This window comes from bacterium (assembly GCA_024228115.1).
GTDB lineage: Bacteria > Myxococcota_A > UBA9160 > UBA9160 > UBA6930.
On record JAAETT010000055.1, the window covers coordinates 1 to 3,715 of the forward strand.

Annotated in this window: 7 protein-coding genes; 2 read left to right on the forward strand and 5 right to left on the reverse strand. The window is 61.2% G+C overall.

Annotation, left to right across the window (positions count from 1 at the left end; all coding sequences use genetic code 11):
- Positions 1–182: 182 nt before the first annotated feature.
- Together GY937_02940 and GY937_02945 are read left to right on the forward strand one after the other, a co-directional pair.
- Entirely contained in the window at positions 183–374 is a 192-nt protein-coding gene (locus tag GY937_02940; protein MCP5055663.1) for a hypothetical protein, read from the forward strand.
- Between the two features lie 10 nt (positions 375–384).
- Positions 385–705 carry a hypothetical protein gene (locus GY937_02945; protein ID MCP5055664.1) on the forward strand — a complete coding sequence of 107 codons (321 nt, stop codon included), beginning with the start codon at positions 385–387 and terminating at the stop codon, positions 703–705.
- Positions 706–747: 42 nt separating this feature from the next.
- On the opposite strand, the gene GY937_02950 is transcribed toward GY937_02945, so the two are convergent.
- The 5 genes from GY937_02950 to GY937_02970 all read right to left on the reverse strand — a co-directional run bounded on the left by GY937_02950 (position 748) and on the right by GY937_02970 (position 3,409).
- On the reverse strand, positions 748–1,038 hold the full coding sequence (locus GY937_02950) for a hypothetical protein (protein MCP5055665.1): 291 nt from the start codon (positions 1,036–1,038) through the stop codon (positions 748–750).
- The gene (locus tag GY937_02955) at positions 1,035–1,283 is read right to left on the reverse strand and encodes a hypothetical protein (protein MCP5055666.1); all 249 of its coding nucleotides are present in this window, start codon (positions 1,281–1,283) and stop codon (positions 1,035–1,037) included. Before GY937_02955 ends, GY937_02950 begins: the two co-directional genes overlap by 4 nt.
- Positions 1,284–1,363: 80 nt before the next feature.
- Entirely contained in the window at positions 1,364–1,804 is a 441-nt protein-coding gene (locus tag GY937_02960; GenBank protein MCP5055667.1) for a hypothetical protein, read from the reverse strand.
- A gap of 44 nt (positions 1,805–1,848) precedes the next feature.
- A complete protein-coding gene (locus GY937_02965; protein ID MCP5055668.1) occupies positions 1,849–2,388 on the reverse strand; it encodes a hypothetical protein in 540 nt (179 codons plus the stop codon).
- A 619-nt stretch (positions 2,389–3,007) separates the two neighbouring features.
- Positions 3,008–3,409 carry a hypothetical protein gene (locus GY937_02970; protein ID MCP5055669.1) on the reverse strand — a complete coding sequence of 134 codons (402 nt, stop codon included), beginning with the start codon at positions 3,407–3,409 and terminating at the stop codon, positions 3,008–3,010.
- Between the last annotated feature and the right edge of the window lie 306 nt (positions 3,410–3,715).

Below are 3,715 nucleotides of genomic sequence, written 5' to 3' on the forward strand. Positions count from 1 at the left end.
CGGTCGAGCCGGGAGGGCGTTCGCCCTGGGTCAAGGACCTTTCGACCCGGAAGATCTGAATCGGAATCCGGAACGGCGGGCTGCGTCGCCCCCCGGCCAAATGATCAGATTTCTACGCTTCTGAGTGAGCGTCTACAGCCGGTAACCCGGGCTCGGCGGCGCACGTCTTCGCCACGGCTCCCGTGACCGGCGGCCAGGTTCGCCAGCAGCTGGCCACGAACCTCTCCCAGGTCGATTGGGACTTCCGCTGCCACAAGCTGAAGATCAAGGAAAACACCGGCGTCGTGAACGTCGTGTGCGGCGAGAACCTGGGTCTCGTAGAGGGCAATCAGGCCAACCAGTACGGCACTACCGTCAACACGACGGCACGCTGAGGAGAAGATCATGACCCGACAACATCGCTACCGACATTGGATTGCCATCGCCGCACTCAGCCTGATGGCCCTGGGCGCCTCCGCCCATGAAGACCACCACGAGCGGAATGCGGGCCTGCAGGGCGGAACGTGCACGACGAGCGGCGGTGACCGCTACCGCATCGTCGAGGCCATCTCGCTGCGACGATCCGCACGCAGGCAGCTCTCCCGCCTACCCCTCCGCCGGGAACGCCTCGGCTACATGGACACCTTGATCGTGATCGAGCCCTACGAAACACCGATCGAGCCCGTGCTCCACTCGGTGGAGGAACGACTGAAGAGCGAAAAGTAGGCATAGGATCGCTGGCCAGAAGTCGCCTTGCCGAATGGTGGGCTATTCGGGGCTGATCCGGACCGCCTTCCCCTCCACCCTGTAGCACTTCCGATCGATCGAAAGAGTGACATCGGCGAGCGCGTCAGCTCCAGGCGCGTTGTACAGGGCATCTCGCATCGCGTTGTCGAACCGGGCAGGCGTGAAGCCATGGCTGCAGTCCTGGCCCTTGACTCGGGGCGCCACAACGTCGTAATCAACAGGTTGGTGGTCCGATACAAGGGCAACCGTTGCCAGTTCCATGGTGATACAGCCTGTGAGACCAACCGCAATCAAGGCAATGACGATCTTCATTGAATTCGCACCGCGTCGCCCCGTGCGTAGAGGCAGCTGTGGAAGGGAGCCTCGAGTACCTCGAACGTGGCGTCTGCTAGCGCGTTCGCTCCAGGAGCACGCGCTAGTGCCGCTCGGACGGCGAGTTGGTGATCCAACCAACCCTTGTAGGGAACGAGGGGGAACACGCGGCAGATCCGTCCAACCACATCCGGTTGAATGAGTTCAGTCGATACGCTGGGAGAATCCGGGAATACAAGACCCAACGACAGAGGAGAGGTCGCACAGGAAGAACATGCAAGGAGCGCAGCAAGTACCCATCGAATCATCGGGCGAGTGGTGGATCTCATTGGCGCACGAGGCGAATTGGGACAGTCTTGCACGTTTCGCCTGTCAAGAATCCGGTCTCCGCATCACTGCCCCACCAGAAACGGACTAGCCGATCGGCGAGCCCATATTTTTCCCGAAGAAGCCTATGGACCTCGGGGTCCGATCCGGGATCGGGCGATGCGAGAAATCGATGCTCCGCTCCGTCTCGATCCATGACGACGATGGGATCCACTTGGAGATGCTGGATCCAAACCGCCTCCGGCCAGCCATGGTGCAACCATGAATGCCCGGCCCCATCGACGATCCAGAGCCGCGTCCTGCTCGTCGTACCGTCGGCTGTCATCTTGTGCAGAATCACGATGTCCTTGCCGACGTCGATCATGGCAAGGTGAATCGCTGCGTAGGCGACACATAGCATCACCATCGCCGCCGCAGCCATGGCGAGGCGTTTCATCATGATTCCTCCCTACGTCGGAACGTGCTGCACCATAGAAATGCGGTTCACAAGGCGCCGAGAATGAACGGCGCGAGGACGGTAACAACGAGAACCGCCGCATGAACGGAGGCTCGCTTCGAGAACGCCGGAATGAGCAGCACTCCCGCCCTGGCAAGCTGCCCCCAGAACGGGAAGATCGCTTGCCCCAGAACCACCTCGTCGGATGCCACCGTCAGCACGATGAACACCGCCAGGAGGGAAAACACCCAAGGGGCGACCGCGAAGTAGTGGGCCGAGAGATCGACTTCGCCCGACTCGGGAAACTCAGGTGCCAGGATGAATGCGACCAGTGCACCGAGAAATGAGGGCGAGAACACGAGCAGGCTTTCGGCAGGCGAAATGGCCGGGAGTGCGCGATAGCTGGACATGCCCAGCCAGTGACCGACGAGCGCAAGCAGGAGGATGCCGGAGGTTGCGAGATACAACCCAGATAACTTGACGAGAGGACGCCTCTTGATGATGCGACCCCAAGAGGCCAGGACCTCTGAGAACGCGAAAGCGATCAAGATCGAGACGACGACAGATGTGAACTCGAAATCCGACATTTCCCAGGTTCCGTACCGCCCGCCGGATCGGGCGCTCAGCTGGGGACGAAGGCACCTTCGAAGGCCGCTGAAGCACCCGAGGTTGGTCTCGGAAGGCTACCAGACCCGAAGCAATCCGCGTTGTCGTCTGTCACCTACAGCGTTACCAGGTGGCGGCCTCCACGACGTTCGGCCAACCACAACCCGATACGAGCTGAGACTGCGAGTGCATGTCCTGTGAGGCTCGACAATGGGAAAACGGTCGCGATGCGAAGCGCACGCAGCGCAAGCCTCCGAGAGGGGGAAGAGTAGGCGACAACCGAGAGGGCCATTCGGGTGGTGCGCGGCATTCGCTCTGCAACTCGAACGACCAGAGGAAAGGAAACCGCGGCTAGTGACAGAAGCCGAGCACGACGAAAGAGCTGTGGAGCCCGCCCACGGCGCCCGACCTCTACGAGTGTGAGGAACGCTGCTCGAGCCGCGATTCTTGTGAGTTTTCTTCGGCCTACCTTGGTCACGCTCTGCCCCCCAACAACTCAGCTTCCGGGCTAGAGCCGATGTTCAAGGAAACACCTGTGTGGAGCCGCAGGGAAGCATGGATCGATCGTGAAATGCGGCGACCGAGCAACTCCATCGCCGGCTAGGCAGCGGCCTTGCGAGCCGCCCGCTCCTGGAGATGGAACATGAGCATCAGTCCAGGGTACATGAGAAGAAACCAGACCCACGACGTTTCAGATGCGACTTGGGGGGGGGCAATGACCCGAATTCCAACCATGGCGACCAAGGCACCGCACCCGCAAACCGCGATGAGGATCTGGATGGCCGCATAGGGAGAAATGGACTGGCGACGACGCCAAAGGGCGAGCCCGATCAGATTGGGGACGACGCCACATAGAACTACGAGACCGCCCACTGGCTGTGACTGCACCAGGAGCACGCCGCCGAGAAGGACGAGCCAGAGGGTCGCACCCACCTGCGAGCCGAACCAGCCTCCGCGATTCCACTGGAATGCCCCGGCACCTCGTTTTCCCTGCAGCTCCATGGGAAACCTCATCGAAATGCGGACGATTCGGCTTGATCGGGGTACCGCTGCCTTGTACCTCTGTCTTCGCAGGCTGATCGGGCCTGAGTGACACTCCGAGATGGGTTCCCGGGTAAGGCCGTCGCTGCCTGAAGCCAGAGAGCTTGTCCGTTAGATGGGCCTCCCGCCCTAGTCCCTTGTATCGACCAAAGGCGGAAGTGTTGTCATGCTAAGCACTGCGTCCCCCGCAGCCAATCGGTTCTCGCCGTGTCGCGGGCCGATTCATGGGGCCCGTATGTCGAAGAAGCGGTATCGGATTGACTTGAC

Excerpts from the sequence above, each read along its gene's own strand:
- GY937_02965 (MCP5055668.1), bottom strand. The coding sequence starts at position 2,388 with ATGTCGGATTTCGAGTTCACATCTGTCGTCGTCTCGATCTTGATCGCT.
- GY937_02970 (MCP5055669.1), bottom strand. The coding sequence starts at position 3,409 with ATGGAGCTGCAGGGAAAACGAGGTGCCGGGGCATTCCAGTGGAATCGC.
- GY937_02945 (MCP5055664.1), top strand. The coding sequence starts at position 385 with ATGACCCGACAACATCGCTACCGACATTGGATTGCCATCGCCGCACTC.
- GY937_02960 (MCP5055667.1), bottom strand. The coding sequence starts at position 1,804 with ATGATGAAACGCCTCGCCATGGCTGCGGCGGCGATGGTGATGCTATGT.
- GY937_02950 (MCP5055665.1), bottom strand. The coding sequence starts at position 1,038 with ATGAAGATCGTCATTGCCTTGATTGCGGTTGGTCTCACAGGCTGTATC.